This window comes from Gammaproteobacteria bacterium (assembly GCA_024235095.1).
Lineage (GTDB): Bacteria > Pseudomonadota > Gammaproteobacteria > Competibacterales > Competibacteraceae > UBA2383.
This window is the reverse complement of the sequence record JACKNC010000002.1, coordinates 42318-62300: the sequence shown is the minus strand read 5'-3', so window position 1 is coordinate 62300 and position 19983 is coordinate 42318. Positions and strand designations below refer to the sequence as shown.

General features: G+C 51.4%; 15 protein-coding genes. 9 read left to right on the top strand and 6 right to left on the bottom strand.

Going from position 1 to position 19983, the window contains the following annotated elements; translation table 11 throughout:
• Positions 1-97 precede the first annotated feature (97 nt).
• Complete coding sequence (malQ, locus tag H6973_13435) at positions 98-1573, bottom strand: 4-alpha-glucanotransferase (GenBank protein MCP5126591.1); 1476 nt, start codon at positions 1571-1573, stop codon at positions 98-100.
• Positions 1574-1635: 62 nt separating this feature from the next.
• Positions 1636-2907 carry a glucose-1-phosphate adenylyltransferase gene (gene glgC / locus H6973_13430; protein MCP5126590.1) on the bottom strand — a complete coding sequence of 424 codons (1272 nt, stop codon included), beginning with the start codon at positions 2905-2907 and terminating at the stop codon, positions 1636-1638.
• Between the two features lie 215 nt (positions 2908-3122).
• On the opposite strand from glgC, the gene glgB reads away from it, so the two are divergent.
• The 4 genes from glgB to glgX all read left to right on the top strand — a co-directional run bounded on the left by glgB (position 3123) and on the right by glgX (position 9605).
• The gene (gene glgB, locus H6973_13425) at positions 3123-5345 is read left to right on the top strand and encodes a 1,4-alpha-glucan branching protein GlgB (protein ID MCP5126589.1); all 2223 of its coding nucleotides are present in this window, start codon (positions 3123-3125) and stop codon (positions 5343-5345) included.
• Between the two features lie 33 nt (positions 5346-5378).
• A complete protein-coding gene (gene cysB / locus H6973_13420; GenBank protein MCP5126588.1) occupies positions 5379-6353 on the top strand; it encodes an HTH-type transcriptional regulator CysB in 975 nt (324 codons plus the stop codon).
• A 46-nt stretch (positions 6354-6399) separates the two neighbouring features.
• Positions 6400-7302 (top strand): DNA replication terminus site-binding protein, encoded by a 903-nt coding sequence (locus H6973_13415; protein MCP5126587.1) that lies wholly within the window; start codon positions 6400-6402, stop codon positions 7300-7302.
• A 164-nt stretch (positions 7303-7466) separates the two neighbouring features.
• The gene (glgX, locus tag H6973_13410; protein ID MCP5126586.1) at positions 7467-9605 is read left to right on the top strand and encodes a glycogen debranching protein GlgX; all 2139 of its coding nucleotides are present in this window, start codon (positions 7467-7469) and stop codon (positions 9603-9605) included.
• A 122-nt stretch (positions 9606-9727) separates the two neighbouring features.
• On the opposite strand, the gene H6973_13405 is transcribed toward glgX, so the two are convergent.
• The 3 genes from H6973_13405 to serA all read right to left on the bottom strand — a co-directional run bounded on the left by H6973_13405 (position 9728) and on the right by serA (position 12342).
• Positions 9728-10312, bottom strand: coding sequence for a hypothetical protein (locus H6973_13405; protein ID MCP5126585.1), 585 nt, complete (start codon positions 10310-10312; stop codon positions 9728-9730).
• Between the two features lie 195 nt (positions 10313-10507).
• Positions 10508-11059, bottom strand: coding sequence for a DUF2058 family protein (locus tag H6973_13400; GenBank protein ID MCP5126584.1), 552 nt, complete (start codon positions 11057-11059; stop codon positions 10508-10510).
• Positions 11060-11100: 41 nt separating this feature from the next.
• Positions 11101-12342 carry a phosphoglycerate dehydrogenase gene (gene serA / locus H6973_13395; GenBank protein ID MCP5126583.1) on the bottom strand — a complete coding sequence of 414 codons (1242 nt, stop codon included), beginning with the start codon at positions 12340-12342 and terminating at the stop codon, positions 11101-11103.
• 201 nt (positions 12343-12543) lie between these two features.
• Here serA and H6973_13390 point away from each other — a divergent pair, with 201 nt between their 5' ends.
• The 4 genes from H6973_13390 to H6973_13375 are packed head-to-tail and all read left to right on the top strand — an operon-like array spanning position 12544 to position 16723.
• The gene (locus tag H6973_13390; protein MCP5126582.1) at positions 12544-13719 is read left to right on the top strand and encodes an N-acetyltransferase; all 1176 of its coding nucleotides are present in this window, start codon (positions 12544-12546) and stop codon (positions 13717-13719) included.
• Positions 13691-14434: a leucyl/phenylalanyl-tRNA--protein transferase gene (locus tag H6973_13385; GenBank protein ID MCP5126581.1), complete on the top strand. Its 744-nt coding sequence runs from the start codon at positions 13691-13693 to the stop codon at positions 14432-14434. Before H6973_13390 ends, H6973_13385 begins: the two co-directional genes overlap by 29 nt.
• On the top strand, positions 14431-15156 hold the full coding sequence (locus H6973_13380) for an arginyltransferase (protein ID MCP5126580.1): 726 nt from the start codon (positions 14431-14433) through the stop codon (positions 15154-15156). The genes H6973_13385 and H6973_13380 overlap by 4 nt, the downstream gene beginning before the upstream one ends.
• 16 nt (positions 15157-15172) lie before the next feature.
• Positions 15173-16723, top strand: a complete 1551-nt coding sequence (locus H6973_13375; GenBank protein ID MCP5126579.1) for a hypothetical protein — start codon at positions 15173-15175, stop codon at positions 16721-16723.
• Between the two features lie 14 nt (positions 16724-16737).
• Here the strand turns inward: H6973_13375 and radA are convergent, their stop codons facing one another.
• A complete protein-coding gene (gene radA, locus H6973_13370) occupies positions 16738-18108 on the bottom strand; it encodes a DNA repair protein RadA (protein ID MCP5126578.1) in 1371 nt (456 codons plus the stop codon).
• 776 nt (positions 18109-18884) lie between these two features.
• On the opposite strand from radA, the gene H6973_13365 reads away from it, so the two are divergent.
• Complete coding sequence (locus H6973_13365; GenBank protein MCP5126577.1) at positions 18885-19904, top strand: Rpn family recombination-promoting nuclease/putative transposase; 1020 nt, start codon at positions 18885-18887, stop codon at positions 19902-19904.
• Positions 19905-19983 lie beyond the last annotated feature (79 nt).

The window sequence follows — 19983 nt, the reverse complement described above, 5'->3', positions numbered from 1 at the left end:
GATTCCTCTTTGCGTATAGCGTGCGGCTGGGTTGCCGAAAGGACGCCAACCCAACTTGCAATGATGCATTGTTATTCTCCATTGGTCTTCATGGAATTTACGTTCGCCCATATAACTCTAGAAGATGCCGGTAGTGCCCGGCGACCTGTGGCCCGACCTGTTCCCAACGAAAGCGCCAGCGCCAACACCCCTCCGCAATTCCCGGTTGATTCATCCGATGCTCGCTATCAAGCGCCAACACATCCTGCATCGGGATGATCGCTAAACGCGCAACAGATGTCAATGCGGTGCGGACTAGTAACTCTGGCATCTGTTCAGGTTTTCCACCCAGGTAATCGAACAGATGGCTTCTTGTTCCTGCATCTAGCTCATTAAACCAGCCAAGCGTGGTATTGTTATCATGGGTTCCTGTATATACTACAGTATTACGAATGTGATGGTGAGGTAGATAGGGATTATTTGCATCACCGCCAAATGCGAAATGCAGGACTTTCATTCCAGGCAGACCATGCGCATCACGTAAGGCCTCCACTTCGGGCGTGATAATTCCCAAATCCTCGGCCACTAGGGGCAGGCGGCCAAACTCCTCCCGTAGCGACTTCAATAATTCATCGCCAGGCGCGGGTTGCCAGCGTCCATGTGCGGCTGTCTCCGCTTGAGCAGGCACCTCCCAGTAAGCTTCCAGTCCTCGAAAGTGATCAATCCGTAAGAGATCGAACTGTGTAAGCTGTGTGCGAATACGTGCTTTCCACCATTGGAAACCCATCTGGCGCATTGCCTCCCAGTCGTAATGGGGATTGCCCCATAACTGGCCAGTGGCCGAGAAATAATCTGGCGGCACCCCGGCAACGACCTCCCGTCGCCCCTCTTGATCGAGCAGAAATGCCTCACGCTGAGCCCAGACATCGGCGCTATCATACCCAACAAATAATGGGATATCGCCAAAGATGAGAATGTTTCGCTGGTTGGCGTACTGCTTGAGCCGGATCCATTGCTGGAAGAACAGAAATTGCTCGAACTTGCGTTGGGCGATAACTGGCGCATATTCTTCCCGCACCGAAATCAGGGTGTCTGGATGACGGTCACGCAATTCGCGTGGCCATTCGCACCATGCTTTTTGCCGATGCGCTGCACGGATGGCTTGGTAAAGCGCATAATCATCCAGCCAATGGGCATGATGGCGCTGAAAGATTATATAGGCGTCCCGTTCAGCAGCGCCATGCGTCTGGAATCCCTGATAAGCTTCGACCAGTCGCCGCTGACGATAGGCCCAGCCGTCCTCTCCCAGTTGCGGCCCGTTATCAGGTTGCAACCAGCCTGCCTCCAACAACGGTTCCAGAGCGATCAGGCGTGGATTGCCGGCATGAACCGACTGTGCTGAATAAGGTGATAAATCCTCGTGAGGTGGCCCCAGCGGCAGGGTTTGCCAGACTGTAAAACCACAGGCCGCCATTAAGTCTAGGAATCGATAAGCATTGGGTCCTAGGTCGCCATTATCATAATGGCCAGGTAGTGAAGTCGGGTGCAACAATAATCCGGCGCGGCGCCGTTCAAATGGCGAAGCCATACTCATAAAATATTATCCTCTGATTTTGTTTGAGTTTAAGTGGTTGAGCGTACTAGCGTAAGAGGCGGTCATCGGATATGTTGTCGCTCTTGGCCCAGCATTTCCCGAGTGACGAGTACTACGCCCTGCTCTGTTCGATAGAAATGCCGGGCGTCTTCCTCGGCGTTCTCTCCAATTACTGTACCTGGCGGAATGATGCAGCCCCGATCAATGATAACCTTGCGCAGGCGACAATAACGGCCAATATCGACATCGGGTAATACAACGGCATCGCGCAGGTAAACGTAGGAATGAACTTGCACTCGGGGAAACAGTAATGAGTGATTCACATAACCACCTGATACAATGCAGCCATCCGCCACCATGGAATCCACAGCCATGCCCCGTCGTCCATCATCGTCAAATACGAATTTGGCGGGAGGCGCTTGGTCCTGATAGGTCCAGATCGGCCAATTCTGATCGTAAAGGTTGAGATCCGGATCGATGTCGACCATCTCCATGTTCGTCTCCCAGAAGGCGTCAACGGTGCCTACATCACGCCAATAGCTCTGGGTCTTGGTCTGTACATCGCGAAAAGGATAGGCGACGACGCGATAATGGTTAAGGAGGCCAGGAAGAATATCCTTGCTGAAATCATGGCTGGAATGAGCATTCTCGGCATCATCCATCAGTCGCTGACAAAGAAATTCTGTGTTGAATACATAAATTCCCATGGAAACTAATGTGGTGTTCTCTCGTCCTGGCAATCCCATGGGGTGTTCGGGTTTTTCCTGAAATTCGGTAATCTGATCCCTGTCGTTGATGGTGATAACGCCAAACTCTCGGGCGCGCTCGCGGGGCGCCTCGATACTGCCGACTGTAACATCGGCTTTGGTTTCGACATGGTGGGCCAACATGGGGCCGTAGTCCATCTTGTAAATATGATCCCCTGCCAGAATCAGTACAAATTCTGGCATATGGTTTCTAATAATATCAAGATTTTGATAGACCGCATCTGCAGTTCCCTTGTACCATGACGCTTCATCGATGCGCTGCTGAGCGGGTAATAATTCAACGAATTCACCAAATTCGCCCCGAAGGAATCCCCAGCCACGCTGAATGTGCTGGATGAGTGAATGGGCTTTGTATTGGGTGAGTATACAGACCCGCCGAATGCCTGAATTGATGCAATTGGACAGGGGGAAATCGATAATTCGATACTTGCCGCCGAAGGGCGTGGCGGGTTTTGCGCGCCATAAGGTCAGATGCTTCAGCCGACTGCCCCGACCGCCCGCCAGGACCAGCGCCAGGGTCTCCCGGGTCAGACGACTAACAAAACGTGAAGTTGTGGCATCGCTCATGCGTTTGATTTCCCTCTTTGGTATGCTTCCCTCAATTATAGGACTTGGAAGTGAAGTGTGGATGAAGTGTAGGGTATGAACGAACCACTGTTACCTTGGGCAAGCCCTGGAATGTTTCAGTATAGCAATTGGTTTCAAAACTGATTTTTGCAACTCATGGATCCCTTTTCGACGCATAGGCGGGTTGGATGGGTGAGGTAATCGGCTTTCCGATGATGGAATCTAACGATAACAACCATATAAATCTGGCTTCGACCGCAGATGAATCTATGATTGGCGAAGCTCTCCTGTTGCAGGAGGGGCGTCATCCTGATCCCTGCGCAGTACTAGGCCGTCATGGCTATGGCGATCGGGTTGCAGTTCGTTCGTTTATACCAGGCGCGGTGCAGGTCTGGTTGACTGATGAGGGTCAACCGTTGCGGCGGTTGGCGGATACGGATTTGTTCGAATGGCGGGGTCTGGGTGAACGGTTGCCTTTACATTATCGGTTGACTTGGGTGGATATTCAAGGCTGTAAGCAGTCCAGGTATGATCCCTATAGCTTTGCTCCACAGTTAAGTCTTTATGACCTGCATCTTTTTAATGAAGGCCGTTATCTGCATGCCTATCGAATCATGGGCGCTCATCTGCGCCAAGTTGATGGTATTGATGGTGTTCTATTTTCTGTCTGGGCGCCTAATGCAGAACGGGTCAGCGTAATTGGCGATTTCAACAACTGGGATGGGAGGTGTCATCCCTTGCATCGGCGTGATTCTATTTGGGAATTATTCATGCCGGATGTTATGGTGGGTATGCGCTATCAGTTTGAAATTCGGGGGCTGGAAACAGGAGAGTTATTGCGAAAAAGCGATCCTTATGGATATTTCTTTGAACGACGACCAGCTATCGCGTCAATTGTTATTGATAATGAGGCTTATGCATGGCGTGATGAAATTTGGATGGCGCAACGAAAGCGTCTGAAGCCGGATCAGGAGCCGGTTTCCGTCTATGAGGTGCATCTTGGCTCTTGGCAGCGCGATGCGCAGGGCGGCTATTTGAGTTATGGGGAATTAGCGCGACGGTTAGTCGCTTATGTTGTTGCACTGGGTTTTACTCATATCGAGTTAATGCCGATTACTGAACATCCGTTGGATGCATCCTGGGGCTATCAGCCAACGGGTTATTTCGCGCCGACAAGTCGATATGGGACGGTGGATGATTTTCGCGGTTTTGTCGATTATTGCCATCAGGCGGGTATTGGTGTGATTCTGGATTGGGTTCCGGGCCACTTTCCAAAGGATGATCATGGCTTAGCGCGTTTTGATAGTACTTATTTGTATGAATATTCGGATCCTGCCCGCCGTGAGCATCGAGGTTGGGGAACGCTGGTCTTCAATTATGGCCGAAATCAGGTTAAGAATTTCTTGTTGGCTAGCGCCTGTTTCTGGCTGGAGGAATATCATCTGGACGGCTTGCGGGTCGATGCTGTAGCTTCGATGCTCTATCTGGATTATGCCCGAGGTTCTGGCGAGTGGGAGCCGAATCCATTTGGCGGTAATGAAAATCTTGAAGCTATTGTATTTCTGCGAGAGTTGAATGAGATTATCCATCGTCGTTATCCGGGAGTATTGATGATTGCTGAAGAGTCAACGGCTTGGCCATTGGTGACCCGCCCGGCTTGGATGGGAGGCCTGGGGTTTGGCATGAAGTGGAATATGGGCTGGATGCACGATACTCTGGAATATCTTTCACTCGATCCTGCTTTACGGCGCAATCATCATGAGCTGCTCACTTTTGGATTGTTGTATGTGTTTACCGAAAATTTCATGCTTCCCTTGTCTCATGATGAAGTGGTGCATGGCAAAGGGTCGCTGATGGCGCGGATGGCGGGTGATCGTCGTCAGCGTTTTGCTAATCTTCGGTTACTTTATCTGTATATGTGGACCTACCCAGGTAAAAAGTTTTTGTTCATGGGTAATGAGTTTGGACAGGAGCAGGAATGGGACCATGCAGGTGCCTTGGATTGGTCGCTATTGGTTTTTCCAGAGCATCGGGGCCTTCAATGTTTGATCCGTGATTTGAATCATCTTTATCGATTGCTTCCGGATTTGCATGATCGGGAGTTTGTCCAGGAGGGTTTTGAGTGGCTAGATTGCCATGATAGTGCGTATTCTGTTGTAGTCTATCTTCGGCATGGTGGTGTAGTAGGTCGAGTGGCGATTGTAGTTCTTAATTTTGCAGCAGTTGCGCGGCTTGGTTATCGGGTTGGCGTACCTTTTCCCGGGTTATATCGGGAGTCCTTGAACTCGGATGCAGTGTGTTATGCGGGTGGTGGAAGCGCTAATGGTGAAATGCAGGCGTGCCTGGTTCCGCATATGGGGCAATCTTTTTCGTTACTGGTTGATCTGCCGCCGTTGGCGGGGCTGGTGTTGACTCCCTGTCTGTTGGATGATTCTTAATAAGAGTTGAATGGTGAGGGATTGGGGGATTGGATGAAGTTACAGCAGTTGCGCTATTTGATAGCTATTGTTCGTAATTATCTGAATATTTCTATGGCTGCCGAGAGTTTGTATACCTCTCAACCGGGTATCAGCAAGCAGTTGCGTTTGTTGGAAGAAGAGTTGGGTGTTGAGTTGTTCAGTCGTAATGGTAAGCATTTGTCTGGGATTACGCCGGTGGGCATGCAGATTATTGCTAAGGCTGAAAAGATATTGCAGGAAGTAAATAATATTCAGATTCTGGCGGAGGAATATCGTGATGATCGGTGTGGTGGTTTGTCGATTGCGACTACGCACACTCAGGCGCGATATGCATTGCCTCTAGTGATTAAGGGGTTCCGAGAACGCTATCCATCAGTGACATTACAGATCCATCAGGGTTCGCCTGCGCAAATAGCTGATTTGGTTCGGACAGGTCAAGTTGATTTTGCTATTGCGACGGAGTCGATGGAGCTTTTTGAAGATTTGCTCATGATGCCCTGTTATGTCTGGCGGCGCTGTGTGTTGGTTCCTCAAGGTCATCCTTTAGCATTGGTTGATCATCTAACCTTGCAAGATGTTGCCCGGTATCCATTGGTGACCTATGTATTTGGGTTTACAGGTCGTTCTCAGTTGGATGAAGCTTTCCGTGTTGCGCAGTTGAAACCGCAGGTAGTGTTTACTGCAACGGATGCGGATGTAATCAAGACTTATGTGCGTTTGGGTATGGGCGTGGGGATTTTGGCCTATATGGCTTATGATCCTTCTGTGGACCGAGATCTGGTGCGGTTAGACGCCGGGCGTTTGTTTTCGATGAATACGACCCGAATTGGTTTTAGGCGTGGCACTTTTCTTCGCTGTTATATGTATGATTTTATTGAACTGTTTTCCTCTCATTTAACTCGTGAGCGGATTTGCGTAGTGGAGAATATGCAGACTCTTGAGGAGATTGATGAGTTTTTTGCTGGCGTGGAGCTGCCGGTTCGATGAGAGTGGGTTTATAGAAAAGATAAGATGGTATAAAAAGAGGATATTAATGTCTGACTCTGCATCAATCCTGCGCATCACCCTTATGGAGAGCTTCAAGGAATTGCTTGTCTGTCTCGATGCATTCTGCACTATGGTGCGCCGTGATACTACATTGCCTGTATGGGTCTCTTGCAGCGAAGCAGAACTGCTGGAAAATCTCGATATGCGCGGCAAAGCTATTCAATTGTATCGCGCACTTTGGTATGAGGATGATCAGGACGGTCGAGAAACGCTCACTTGCGCAGGCATTGTCGGCGCTGGACCGGACACCTTGCAGGCTGCCCATCTGTGTAATACCGCCAAAGACGCTTTCAAGGCTGCTGTGCTGGCGTTGAAAACTCTGAAACGTTCCGAGGCGGCAGCGGCCTTGGCTGATCTTCGTCGCCGCCAAGAATCTGTGGCGGCAGCGATGCGGCGTATGGGTGCCGCGCGCCTGAATCTTAAACAAGCCTATCGACATATTCCTCTGCTCGATGAGCGTCCTTTGAAAATCGGCTTCACCTGGTCCAGGCAAGGTCGCGTCATCCAACGCACCAGCACTGCCGCTGCCCGATGCTTGTTGGAACAGCGGGCCGAAACGCCTCAAACCCGCCTGGAACTGCAACGACTCGCGGAAATTCCGGATGACGAAATGTTGGCCCGGGTTCGCAGTGTCTGTCCGCACCTGCGGGCTAATATCGTCTTTGCTAATCCAAAAGGTTCAGGCGTGCAGCGGCGGTTGATGCAAACTCCCTTGCCGGTTCTGGTTCCCTTGCAACTTGGCGAACGTCTGCCGGATTTTGTACCGATAACGCCAGAACCCGTGGATACGCCCAGGCTACGGCGCACCGATGTGCGAATCGAAGATGCGCCCTTTTTGCCATCAATCCGCGTCCATCGCTATCGTTCTTTTGCTCAAAAGATGGTATAAAAATATGAAGTAATGAGTTAAGACTGATATCAGACGGTCACAACCTGTAAAATGTCATAGAATTTAGAGAGGCTTCCCTTAAAGCTTCTGCAAGACAACACTCAAGATTAAGATTAATTATCTGATTATATTAATCATTCATTTAAGCCACTGGAGGTTCTATCATGTCATCGCGCGCTCGCGTATGGCCAGGCAAATCCTATCCACTTGGCGCGACTTGGGACGGTAAAGGTGTCAATTTCGCGCTGTTCTCTGCCCATGCCGAAAAAATTGAATTGTGCTTGTTCGATTCTTCTGGTCAGCGCGAAATCGAGCGATTAGTGCTTCCCGAACATACCGACCAGGTCTGGCATGGCTATGTGCCAGGATTATGGCCTGGTGCCTTGTATGGCTACCGTGTCTCGGGACCCTACGAGCCGCAGTTAGGCCATCGTTTCAATCATCACAAGTTGTTGCTAGATCCCTATGCAAAACAGTTTTATGGCTCGTTGCATTTGCGTGATGAGCACTGCGGTTACCAGGTAGGTCATCATAATGGGGACATGTCGTTCGATACGCGCGACAACGCCCGGGATATGCTGAAATGCGTCGTCGTCGATACCAGCTTTAACTGGGAAGGCGACCATTTACCAGAAATCCCCTGGTCACGAAGCATCATCTATGAAACCCATGTGCGCGGTTTTACAATCCAGCATGAGGGTATCCCTCATCACCTGCGTGGCACCTTTGCAGGAATGGCGCATCCGGAAATCATCAAGTACCTTCAATCACTGGGGGTGACTGCTGTAGAGATGATGCCGGTTCACTCCTTTGTTGACGACCGGTTTCTCACCGACCGGGGTTTGCGCAACTATTGGGGTTACAACACCCTGTGCTTTTTCGCTCCGGAACCGCGCTACCTGAGCGGCGGCGACTTGGCGGAATTCAAGACTATGGTCAAGCGCCTGCATGACGCCGGCATCGAAGTGCTGCTGGATGTGGTTTACAATCATACCTCCGAAGGCAATGAATTCGGCCCTACCTTGAGTTTCCGGGGAATTGACAACGCCTCTTATTACCGACTGCTGCCCGACGATCGTCGCCACTACATCAACGACACTGGTTGTGGCAATACGCTAAATTTGATTCACCCTCGCGTACTGCAAATGGTCATGGACAGCCTGCGCTACTGGGTCAATGAGATGCATGTGGATGGTTTTCGTTTTGATCTGGCGGTGACTTTGGGACGGGAGACCCACGGCTATGACCGGGGAGGCGGCTTTTTCGACGCCATTCGCCAAGATCCGGCCATGTCCCACGTTAAAATCATTGCCGAACCTTGGGATATCGGACCCGGCGGCTATCAATTAGGCGGCTTTCCGGCAGGCACGGCGGAATGGAACGACCGCTTCCGGGATACTGTGCGCCGGTTCTGGTGCGGACACGATGGCATGTTAGGACTGTTGGCGTCTAACCTGCTGGCTTCCAGCGATTTGTTTGAGCACGACTGCCGCCGTCCCTGGGCCTCGGTGAATTATATTGCTAGTCATGACGGCTTCCCCTTGGTGGATTTGGTCAGCTATAACGATCGGCATAATGAAGCTAATGGCGAGGACAACCGCGACGGACATCCTTCCAATTTCAGTTATAATCATGGAATCGAGGGGCCGACGGATAATCCGGATATCCGGCAAATGCGCTTGCGCCAACGGCGTAATATGCTGGCTTCCGTGCTGCTGGCCCAGGGGACCCCGATGCTGCTGGCCGGCGATGAATTCGGCCGCAGTCAGGGCGGCAACAATAATGCCTATTGCCAGGATAATGAGATTAACTGGCTGGACTGGAAAAATATCTCGGACGAGGAACAGGAATTTCTGGATTTCGTTCGCCGATTGATCAATTTGCGCCAGGAACGTCCTGTACTGCGCCGCACGCGCTTTCTGCATGGCTTGCAGGTTTCAAAAACCAGCGAGTTACGGGATATCGAATGGATCAGTCCGGGCGGTGGCGCGATGAGCGACTATCATTGGCAGGAACCCAAGGCGCGCTGTCTAGGTATGCTTCTGGCGGGTGACGCCGGTGAGTATTTTACGCCGGATGGTTACCCGGAAACCGATGATAACCTGTTGGTTATTCTAAATGCCAGTCATACGGTCATTCCATTTCGCATGCCGACAGTGCGTGGCGCTGTTCAATGGCGCTGCCTGATTGACACCTCGCGGCCACAGCTGACGCCTAGTGAGTTCCTGCTGGATAAAAATGACGATTTCCAGATGGAGCCGTGGACGGTTATGGTCTTTGCCATGGTAGCGAATACGGCCTGATGAACTCAGGCATTAGATATGGATGCTCCCTCTCTCTATGATGGAGAGAGGGTTGTTATGGAAGGGTAACTTTTATTGAGGAGACTAAGTAGTTAGATGATGATATAAGAAATTATAAATTATTATTTCCCTTTAGTTTCTAACTCAAGAGATTGAACCGGGTTTTTTGTCCATTCTGAAATACGCAACATGAAATAGGCGGGTATGGCATTTTTATCCAGGAATTGAATGACTGCCGAATAGGAACGCACTTCGCCAACGCCCAGACTACCTGCCTTAAGCGCATTCGGATCCGACGTGCCAATCTCAGCTTTTCCCACTTGAATACCGAGTTCGTTAAAGACCAACAATTGAATTTCTGGCCAAAGCGGCGCTGAAGTATTATTTTGCACCACTAACTTATATTCATGCGCCCGGCTGTCCCGGTTAATGATCTCGGTAAAGGTAATGTTCTTTAAATAAGCCTCATCCAGCGGCAAAACCCGATCATATTTTAGCTCACGCAGGCGGGGTAGTTTGCCGCGGATCAGTTTTTCCAGATCGATCCGTAACTGCTCCAATTCAGGCGCAACTTTGTGCAATTCATTCTCGGCTCGCGCCAAGTTAGCGCGTAATGCCAAATTCTCATGGTTCAAACGATAAACATGAGTTCCCAGCAGCAACGCCGTGAAGAAATCGATCACAACCAATACAATAATTATCAACAATAACAATCTACTACGCCGACTCCAAGAATGGGATCGGGAGCCGTAATCACGAGGAAGCGCACGATTATGACGGCGACGGGACGTGGTGGGATCCACATCAGGATGCACTGAACTCGGATCCCCGTTGATTCCAGATGAGTTACCCATTAGAGATTCCATATCATCAAGTTAAACCCCACAAGCAAGATTGATTTGTTATACGGTTTCATGGCCATCAGCGTTGTTCGTCTCTTCCAAATTCTCACTTTCAGAGTGCAGTGTTAGCAGCCGTTCCGGGGCAAACTCTTGCAGTTTGATGGCGGTTTCCCGTGACGCCAATGCAAAATCAAATTCATGACGATCACCGCGAACAATCGCCAACCGTCCCATAGCCAAACCCTTGCGTTGGGCGGGAGTCACCCGAATGGCGCGAATCCAGTAGCCGTCACTATCGAGAAAATTATACTGAATCTCGGCATCTGGCTCATTCAACCGATGGGTATCAATCAATTGCCGGATTCGGGCTACCCGCTCCCGGCGCTGTTTCCCAGCCTCTCGCTCCAGATTCAACTGCCGGTCATGCTCACGCTTAAGCGTCACCTCGGCCTCGGCCTGACGACGCACCTCGGCCTGGCGCGCTGCTTCCTCCTCAGCTAGAGCTTTATTCTTCTTACGCTGATGATCCTGTTTGCGCGTATCGGAAGCCTGTTTTTTCGCCTTGTCCGCCGACACCAGTCCCGCTTTCAGCAATTCATCCCGTAGCGACATGACGCACCCTCAAGATCAGAAAACCCTAATTCCCTATTCCATTAATACAAAATCCGGGTCCGCAGCGTGCCGGCGACTGCCTCCAGCCGTTTCCGCAACTGCTGGGTTTCCGCGCGTCCGTGGGCATCGATGTCAATCACCACATAACCGATCTGGGTGTTGGTTTGCAGGTATTGGCCAGCGATATTAATCTGCTCTTCGGAGAAAATGGCGTTGATTTGCGACAATACACCCGGCTGGTTGCGGTGAATATGCAACAACCGATGCTTGCTGGGATGCTCAGGCAACGACACTTCCGGAAAATTGACCGCGCTCAGGGTCGAACCATTATTGCTATACTTGAGTAATTTACCGGCCACTTCCAGACCAATATTCTGCTGCGCTTCCTCGGTGCTGCCGCCGACGTGAGGAGTGAGAAGTACATTATCAAATACGCGCAATGGGGAGACAAACTCATCCTCATTTGCTTTCGGCTCCACTGGAAAAACATCAATGGCCGCGCCGGCCAACCGTTTTGACTCCAGCACTGCCGTCAATGCATCAACGTCCACCACGGTTCCCCGCGCGGCGTTGATCAGGCAAGCGCCCGGTTTCATTCGCGCCAATTGCTCGGCCCCGATCATCCAGTAAGTCTGCGGTGTTTCCGGAACATGCAGGGTCACTACATCGGCGACTTCCAACACCCCTTCCAAGGATGGCAATGGCTGTGCGTTACCCAGAGCCAGCTTAGTCTCGATATCGTAAAACACCACGCGCATCCCAAGCGCCTCGGCCAACAATCCCACCTGGGTGCCGATATGACCATAACCGACGATGCCCAGGCATTTGCCACGCGCCTCGTGGGACCCGGTGGCGGTCTTGACCCAGCCGCCGCGATGCGCAGCGGCATTGCGCTGCGGAATACCGCGCAGCAACAATACAATTTCCGCCAGCACCAGTTCCGCCACGCTGCGGGTGTTGGAAAAAGGCGCATTAAATACCGGGATGCCGCGCTCCTGGGCCGCATCCAGGTCGACTTGGTTGGTGCCGATGCAGAAGCAGCCAACGCCAATCAAGCGTGGAGCTTGTTCAAAAACGCGCGCTGTCAGTGCGGTCGCCGAACGGATACCAATAAAATAGGCGTCACTGACAGCCTCCAGCAATTGCGTTTCAGGCAGTGATTTAGGCCGATAATCAATATTGGTATAACCATCCGCCTGGAACGCTTCCACGGCGCTGGGATGAAGACCTTCAAGCAATAGAATCTTGATCCGGTTTTTATCAAGTGAAGTCGTCTGACTCATGGCTGCATGGGATTTTGCCGGTGGTGAATTAAAATGTAACATAGCCTCTCTGGCCAAGACTGGCAACTTTAGACCTTTTACTCTGAAACGCCAACCACCCACCATCCATAGCTTGACAAGCGCTAACCCGGCAAGGTGAACCGATCCGCCGTTCCAGGTTCCAAATAACCCGTCCATCCCCGACACCGTCTACTCTGGAATATGCGCCTTGCACGTCTCGATAGCCTGAGCCACATCCCCGCCACCGAGTGGAACGCGCTCGTCCCCGATCAGAATCCGTTTCTAAGTCACGAGTTCCTAAGCGCCCTGGAACAGCACGGTTGCGTGGGCGAGCAGACTGGGTGGTTGCCCTGGCATATCACCGCCCGGGACGATAATGAATGCTTGCTGGGCGCAGCGCCCCTGTATCTCAAATACAATTCCTATGGCGAATTCGTCTTCGACTGGGGCTGGGCGGAAGCCTACCGGCAGCAAGGCTTGTCCTACTACCCTAAACTGGTCGGGGCAATTCCCTACACTCCCGCCACTGGCCCCCGCCTCCTGTTGGCCCCGCACCAACCGCAACCGGACGTCACTGCACGGCTCATGGTCGAGTTCGTACTGGAAGAAAGCCGCTGCTATGGGCTATCCTCGATCCACTGGCTGTTTCCCACATTGACTGACCTGGAACCCATGCGGAAACAGGGCTTCCTGACCCGGCTCGGCTGCCAGTTTCACTGGCGCAACCGGGGCTATCGGGATTTCCAGGATTTTCTCGACGCGCTAACCGCCAAACGCCGCAAGAACATCAACCGTGAACGCCGACTGGTGCGCGAGGCGGGACTGGAGATGCGCATCCTGTCCGGACGCGAGGCGAACGATGCGCAATGGCGCACTCTCCATGCGTTTTATCAATCGACTTTCCATCGGCTCGGTGGCATCCCAACCCTTACTTTACCGTTCTTCCAGGACATCGCGACGACGCTAGGCGAGCGCATCATGCTGGTGCTGGCTTTCGCTCATGGTCGTGAAGTAGCCGGCGCCATCAGTTTTCGCAGCGCCGATACCCTGTATGGCCGCCACTGGGGTTGCCGGGCGGATTATGACAGTTTGCACTTTGAAGCCTGCTATTATCAGGGACTGGAATATTGTATTGAACAAGGTTTACAACGTTTTGAACCAGGCGCTCAGGGTGAGCATAAAATCCACCGGGGTTTTTTGCCGACGCTGACTCATTCAGCCCATTGGATCGCCCATCCGGGCTTTCGCCGGGCGATCGCCGATTTCCTGAAGCGGGAAACGCCGGCCCTACGCGACTATGCTCAACACTGGCTACAACACTCGCCCTATCGTGATAAGGTAACGTCTGATGCCCCTGCCATGGCTGGATCCCCATGATGACAACCAGCCTTTTCCCCATACCGACCGCGCTCTGATCGAACCCGACGGTCTGCTGGCCGCCGGCGGCAACCTGAGTCCACGCCGCTTGCTGCGCGCCTACCGACACGGGGTTTTTCCCTGGTACTCATCCGGTCAGCCAATTCTGTGGTGGTCACCGAATCCACGTCTGGTGCTACTCCCGGAATACCTGCAAATCTCGCGCAGCCTGCGCAAGACCTTGCGGAATGGTCCATTCATCGTCACAGCCGACACGACTTTTAAAGCGGTTATGACCGCCTGCGCCGCGCCGCGCGGACCGAGCGAGGGCACCTGGATCACGCCGGAGATGCTGCGCGCCTACTGCCGATTGCACCGACTGGGTCATGCGCACTCTGTCGAAACCTGGATTCAGGGCGAACTGGTTGGCGGACTGTACGGCGTGGCAGTAGGCCGAGTGTTCTACGGCGAATCCATGTTCAGCCGGGTCAGCAACGCCTCAAAGGTGGCGCTGGCGGCACTGGCGCGTCAGCTCCATCGTTGGGAATTCGCGGTCATTGATTGCCAGGTACGCACCGATCATTTGCTGCGCATGGGTGCAACGGACATTCCCCGGGAACTGTTTCTGGAATTGCTGGAACGCTTCTGCCCACTGCCGGGGCAGGAGGGTCCCTGGGAACTGGATCCTGATCTATTCACTGATCTGCTGGCGACTCCTCGGGCGCACTCCTCATGAGCAATCCTCGTGACTCGCTGTACGACCTGCGGATGTTCCTGACCACTGATTATTCGTGCAGTTATCTGCCCGACCGGCTGGCGCGCAATCTGGTCGCCGATCCAGCCGTCACGGACAACCCACTTTACACCCAACTAGCGGCGCTCGGTTTCCGACGCAGTGGTGAACATGTTTACCGGCCGCACTGTCGAGGATGCACGGCGTGCCGGTCGCTGCGCGTTCCTGTCGCGCGCTTTCAACCCAATCGCGCGCAACGCCGGGTCTGGATGCGCAATCAGGATTTGCAAGCCCGCGTGTTGGAAGCGGAATTCCAGGATGAACACTTTGCCTTGTTCGCCCGCTATATCCGGGTGCGCCACGCTGGGGGCGGCATGGATCCAGCCAGTCCCGGCAACTACTGGTCATTCGTCGCCTCGCGCTGGTGCCCGACCTGGCTCTGTGAGTTCCGCTCTGACCGAAGGTTGCTGGCAGTGGCCGTGGTGGATCGATTGGACGATGGGCTATCAGCAGTTTACACGTTCTTCGATCCACAGGAAGAAGCACGCGGACTGGGTACGTTCGCCGTCTTATGGCAAATCGCCGAAGCACAGCAATTGGGTCTGGACTGGGTTTACCTGGGCTATTGGGTCGAACCGTGCGCCAAGATGGCCTACAAGGCGCGCTTCAACCCGCATGAGATTTTCATTGCCGAACGCTGGGGGTGGATACTACATGAGAGGTAGCGCCAACAGCCAGAATATGATCGACAGAATTAAGTGTCGCCTAGGCCATTTAAATTTAAAGTTCTTTATCTCTTTTATAATTCTAACTTACTCAGTTATCCTTCTATTTATTCATTATATCAGCGGACATCCTGTTCAATCACATCTTTTTAATGCAGATGCTCTTTATCTACCCATTTTATTTGAAAACATACTTAAAAATGGTGGAAATATTAATGATTGGTATTTAACACCTGCGCCTTATTTTTTTCCAGACTATATCGCATTTTTCATGATTTATTATTTAGGTGAAAATTTCTATCAAAAAATTGCTATTTATTCATGTTTTCAAGTTATCCTTACATTTATAGCAATCTTATTTACCGCAAGAGAATTTTCTTGTAAAGATATTTTCTGTACTGCCACCTTAGCAACTATTATATTCATTTGGCTTTCTTTAAATGCAGGAGAACCCTACACTTTAATTCTCATTAGCGCACATCACTATGGCGCGTTCCTAGTCGAAATAATTAGCTTGAATATCACAATAAGATACTTTCATTGCAAAGACACTGAACAAAAAAACAGGATGATTTTCTATTTATGCTGTCTGTCATTTATTACAACAGCTTCCGATAGTTTATTTTTGATACAGTTTTTAATTCCGCTATTTGCGTCAATTTTTATTTTTAATTTACTGATCAAACAGGAGTTAAAAGAAAATATATACCTTTACATATTTCCCATTGTGTTTGGGATACTCGGATTACTGTCATACTCTCTTGTTATCGAAAACCGGACGATGTATCCAATTATTATTGGTACAGAGAAAATAATAACTAACTTCATTGAAGTATTTAAAATTATTAAAAATTTATTTATTAAATCACCAATTTTCGCCTTTTACTTTTCGGCTTTTTACTTATTTTGCTTTTTATATATATTTACTCCAATCAGAAAAGGGCAGTCATTTGGTTTCCCTAAAGAGATATTTTATGTAAAAATTTTTTTATTATCTTCTGCTGGAACAACACTCTCTATAGTTTTACTCACTACCAACCTCCCAGTCACTGCTAGATACTTTATCCCGGCTTTTTCTTGGCCAGTTATTATTGGAGTCGTAATAAGCACCTATATTATAAAAAATAAATTCTTCTACCTTGGAAGCGCTGTTTCCATCATTATCATCACGCTGCTTAGCTTTAATGCTCTTGATTTAATAAAAAATAATGGAATTAGTAAAAATCACTACCCACATGAAATATCATGTATTGATACCTATTTATTTCAAGAACAGCTAAACAACGGTATTGCCCAATATTGGGATGCAAAATACATACAAGCTTTTAGCAAAGCTAACATCACATTAGCCCAACACTTTGGCAACCTTGAAGAACATAGATGGATCACCTCAAAAAAATTTTTCAGGCCAACTTATGACTTTGCTATTATTCCAAAAAATGCTGATCCTATTTACAGGATATCAGCAGAGGAATTAATTAAAATTAATGGCCCGCCTAAAAAGACAATTAATTGCGGTAATAAACAGGTATTGATATATGAAAAAGACCAGATGAAAGTGCAATAGGCGACAGATGATTTTCAAATGTCACCCATGACCTCACTCAACCGACTCACGCCGCGTACTTCCAGCCCATCAATCCGTTTACCGCCACGGCGCGACGCATTCGCTTTAGGCACAATGGCTTGTTTGAAACCATGCTTGGCGGCTTCCCGCAAGCGTTCTTCACCATTAGGCACCGGGCGAATTTCGCCCGCCAGTCCGACTTCACCGAAAACCACCAGATCGGTCGGCAACGGCCGGTCGCGAAAACTGGACAACGCCGCCAGCAACACCGCCAAATCCGCCGCCGTCTCATTGATCCGCACGCCGCCGACGGCATTGACGTAAACATCCTGATCGTACATCGCCACGCCACCGTGTCGATGCAATACGGCCAGCAACATCGCCAGGCGGTTCTGCTCCAGCCCCAGCGTCACCCGACGCGGATGGCTACCGTGACACTCATCCACCAGCGCCTGAATTTCGACCAACAAAGGCCGAGTGCCTTCGCGGGTCACCATAATCACGCTGCCAGCGACCGGCGTGTCATGGCGGGAGAGAAAGATCGCCGAAGGATTACTGACCTCTTTGAGTCCATCCTCGGTCATGGCGAATACGCCCAGTTCGTTGACCGGACCGTAGCGGTTTTTCACCGCCCGCAGTACTCTTAACCGGCCACTGGGATCGCCCTCGAAATACAGCACGGTGTCGACCATGTGCTCCAGCACCCGCGGACCGGCAATTGCGCCTTCCTTGGTGACATGGCCGACCAGAAACAGGGCGGTGCCGGTGGCCTTGGCGAAACGCACCAGTTGCGCTGCGCTTTCGCGCACTTGCGCCACCGAACCTGGCGCGGATTGCAAGCGCTCGGTATAGACGGTCTGAATCGAGTCGATGACCATGACCTGGGGTTGTTCGATTTCAGCGGTCGCCAGAATGCGCTCAACATTGATCTCGGGCAACAGACGCAAGCGGTCGCGGGACAATTGCAGGCGCTGGGCGCGCAGACTGATCTGTTGAGGGGATTCCTCGCCGCTGACGTAGAGGGTGCGATCGCGTTGAGCCAGTACGGCTTGAACCTGCAATAGCAAGGTGGATTTACCAATGCCGGGATCGCCGCCAATTAGCGTTACCGAACCCTGCACCAGTCCGCCGCCCAGCACCCGGTCCAGTTCGCCATTGCCGCAGGACTGGCGGATTTCCGCCGCTGCGTCCACCTCAGCCAAATTACGGACTTCCCCCGCGGTTGCACCAGCGTAACCAACCGGCTTCATTCCAGCCTTGGTTGGCGGCGTGGCCACGGTCTCCTGGAGAGTGTTCCAGGCCCCGCAATCGCCACATTGACCGGACCATTTGCTGGCTTGCGCACCGCATTCGGCGCAAACGTAGATCGTTCGAGCTTTGCTCAATGTTCTGGTCCATGACTCAGTAATAAGTAAATGATCACGCTGAATGAACAGGTTAAAACCTATCTCATCCTGTAAATTTTCCCGGAATCAAAGTTCGTCGGTAAGCATTCAGACCCCCCTTCCTTTTGGTTGAGCGCCGTGGGACACTGAAGGCTGATTCGCGCCTCGTGACCGACCCGGTTACCGTGTTTTGATCCATCCATGCGCCTGAGTGATTATAACCTCCGACAGATTGATGATGCCTACATCCAGTCCTTGGATGTGGAGGGATTGCGCTATCTGTCGTCTCAGCTGCTCGCGGATCTGCACGAGGCACGGAAAGAGCTGAATTAAACGAAACGCCACTGTAAAATTTTCTGATAGCCCTTTGCTTCAAACGCCTTTTTGGGCCAGTGTAAGGATTTAAGCGAAATCGAAACTGGGGATAAAGGGTTACGAAATTTAAATAATTATTTTTATAAAAATCATTTACTTGAAAATATCTGTTTTGCCGAGGAAAAAGGATCACCTTAATCCTCATCACAATATCCGATGGTTCACCTTTTGGTGATAATGGAAATAAATCTCTATTATCAATGGCTTGTTTTTATAGTTCTGATTCTGCATGAATCCTTACACTAATCCTTTTTCCGCTTAAATCCGTGATCAGGCCCAAAAGCGCTGTAAAATTTTCTGACAAAACCGGCCCCGGCCTCAGGCGCACCAAGACCGCCTCTCCTTGCGCAAATGCCTCCAACCGGGGCTGCGCACTCCGTCAAAGCGCGCTACGATAAGCCATGAACCACGAAGACGACGCTTCGTACAAAACCTTGTTCGCCGCCCCGGAAGTGGTGCGCGACCTTATTCTCGGTTTCATCCCGGACACCTGGTTGCATCGCCTGGACTACCGCACCCTGGAACGGGTCTCGGGCAGCTACATCACCGACGATCTGCGTGATCGGGCGGATGACATCGTGTGGCGGGTGAAGGTGGACGGAGAATGGGTTTATCTCTACCTGCTGATCGAATTCCAGAGTACCGTCGACGCCTGGATGGCGGTGCGCATCATGACCTACGTCGGCTTGCTGTATCAGGATCTGATCCGGCAAAAGCAGGTGTTGCCCAAGCGGCGTCTGCCGCCGGTGCTGCCCATCGTGTTGTATAACGGTGATCGAAAATGGACCGCCAAGACCAACATCGCTGACCTGATCCCTAAGGTTCCGGGGTTAGTGGCCCAGTATCTGCCGCAGATGGAATATCTGCTGATTGACGAGCACCGCTACCCGGTCGCTGAACTGGCGAAGATGCAAAACCTGGTCGCGGCGGCGATGCGGTTTGAGCGCCCCGACCGCGCTGTTTCGTTGATCGAATTGATCGATCTGTTGAATGACTGGCTGGGAGAGAATCCCGAACTCAAGCGGATTTTTGCGATCTGGATTCGAGCAATGGTGCAGCGGCATAGCCAGAACCGCCTGGTGCTGCCGAAAGTGCGTGATTTGCAGGAGTTAAAGATGACGCTGACTGACCGGTTTGAAACATGGGCCCGCGAGTATGAGCAACAGGGTATCGAGAAAGGTATCGAGAAAGGCATCGAGAAGGGCATCGAGAAGGGCATCGAGAAGGGCATCGAGAAGGGCATCGAGAAGGGCATCGAGAAGGGCGAGGCTCTGCTGTTGCAGCGGTTGTTGGCGCGGCGTTTCGGCCCCTTGCCGAGCGAGTTAGTGGCGCGTATCGGCTCGGCCACGACGGAACAGCTTGAACAGTGGGGTGACCGCATTCTCGACGCCGCCAGCCTGGATGAGGTCTTTCACGCCTGAATGGCCCTCAACATGAGCCGAAAATAGCCTCAAACCTTGGGCATTCCCGCCGAAAGCCTGATCCGTCCTCCAAGCTCGC

Excerpts from the sequence above, each read along its gene's own strand:
- malQ (MCP5126591.1), bottom strand. The coding sequence starts at position 1,573 with ATGAGTATGGCTTCGCCATTTGAACGGCGCCGCGCCGGATTATTGTTG.
- H6973_13385 (MCP5126581.1), top strand. The coding sequence starts at position 13,691 with ATGCCCCTGCCATGGCTGGATCCCCATGATGACAACCAGCCTTTTCCC.
- glgX (MCP5126586.1), top strand. The coding sequence starts at position 7,467 with ATGTCATCGCGCGCTCGCGTATGGCCAGGCAAATCCTATCCACTTGGC.
- H6973_13400 (MCP5126584.1), bottom strand. The coding sequence starts at position 11,059 with ATGTCGCTACGGGATGAATTGCTGAAAGCGGGACTGGTGTCGGCGGAC.
- cysB (MCP5126588.1), top strand. The coding sequence starts at position 5,379 with ATGAAGTTACAGCAGTTGCGCTATTTGATAGCTATTGTTCGTAATTAT.
- serA (MCP5126583.1), bottom strand. The coding sequence starts at position 12,342 with ATGAGTCAGACGACTTCACTTGATAAAAACCGGATCAAGATTCTATTG.
- glgB (MCP5126589.1), top strand. The coding sequence starts at position 3,123 with ATGGAATCTAACGATAACAACCATATAAATCTGGCTTCGACCGCAGAT.
- H6973_13365 (MCP5126577.1), top strand. The coding sequence starts at position 18,885 with ATGAACCACGAAGACGACGCTTCGTACAAAACCTTGTTCGCCGCCCCG.
- H6973_13375 (MCP5126579.1), top strand. The coding sequence starts at position 15,173 with ATGATCGACAGAATTAAGTGTCGCCTAGGCCATTTAAATTTAAAGTTC.
- H6973_13380 (MCP5126580.1), top strand. The coding sequence starts at position 14,431 with ATGAGCAATCCTCGTGACTCGCTGTACGACCTGCGGATGTTCCTGACC.
- glgC (MCP5126590.1), bottom strand. The coding sequence starts at position 2,907 with ATGAGCGATGCCACAACTTCACGTTTTGTTAGTCGTCTGACCCGGGAG.
- H6973_13415 (MCP5126587.1), top strand. The coding sequence starts at position 6,400 with ATGTCTGACTCTGCATCAATCCTGCGCATCACCCTTATGGAGAGCTTC.
- H6973_13390 (MCP5126582.1), top strand. The coding sequence starts at position 12,544 with ATGCGCCTTGCACGTCTCGATAGCCTGAGCCACATCCCCGCCACCGAG.